General features: G+C 70.0%; 2 pseudogenes. Both read left to right on the top strand.

The annotated features are described in order from the left end of the window. A pseudogene (gene purH, locus CAP13_RS09470) lies at nucleotides 1-295 on the top strand (bifunctional phosphoribosylaminoimidazolecarboxamide formyltransferase/IMP cyclohydrolase); the annotation flags it as partial. A 215-nt stretch (nucleotides 296-510) separates the two neighbouring features. Then, nucleotides 511-827, top strand: a pseudogene (locus CAP13_RS10360) (hypothetical protein); the annotation flags it as partial.

An 827-nucleotide genomic window follows, 5' to 3' on the forward strand; every position in this document is an offset into this window, starting at 1 on the left:
GGACGGGGCGGGCATCGGCATGGGCCCGGGTCAGCCCAACCGCGTCGACTCGGCCCTCCTTGCCTGCAGTCGTGCCGAGGAGGCCTGCGGGCGCATGGGCGTCGAGGCTGGCGGCTTCGCGTGCGCGAGCGACGCGTTCTTCCCGTTCCGCGACAACGTGGACACGCTCGCTGCCCACGGCGTGACGGCGATCATCCAACCGGGCGGGTCCAAGCGCGACAACGAGTGCATCGCCGCCTGCGACGAACACGGTATCGCGATGGTGTTCACGGGCACGCGCCACTTCCGGCACTAGGAGAAGACCTGTCGGGGCTCATCGCAGCGCCGGGGCTGCAGTAGGGTGCCTCGTCGCTGGGCCCTTCTCGCAGCGGGACCTGCTCTGCGGCGAGATGCGGGTCCCGCGGCGGCCCCCGCTGCGGTTGGCCGTTCCGCGGGGCGCGATGGGACGTGCGGGTCGCAAAGGTAGGCGCGGACGTCGGGAGACGTCCGCGCCGTGGTTGAGGAGGCAGCATGGAGGACGAGCTCAGCTCCCTGTTCGACGATGAGAACGAGTTCCGGGCCTATGAGGCGTTCTGCGCCGCCGAGGAGCGGGGGCCTGAGCCCTTCGACCTGGACCGCCCTGCCCTCGTCTGCCGCTGGCGCATGGCAGGCAAGCGGGTTCCCCTGCTCAACCGCCATATCCGCGCGCTTTCCCGGCGCACCGTTCAGGGCGCGCCGCTTCCGCGGAACCTCATCTCCTGGGTCAAGCAGCATATCGAGTGGTCGCTCGCCGAGGGGGACTATGACGAGCGTGACGGCGTGCTCATGCTTGTTGTCGACGTGAACGG

It is taken from the genome of Collinsella vaginalis (assembly GCF_900176655.1).
GTDB lineage: Bacteria > Actinomycetota > Coriobacteriia > Coriobacteriales > Coriobacteriaceae > Collinsella > Collinsella vaginalis.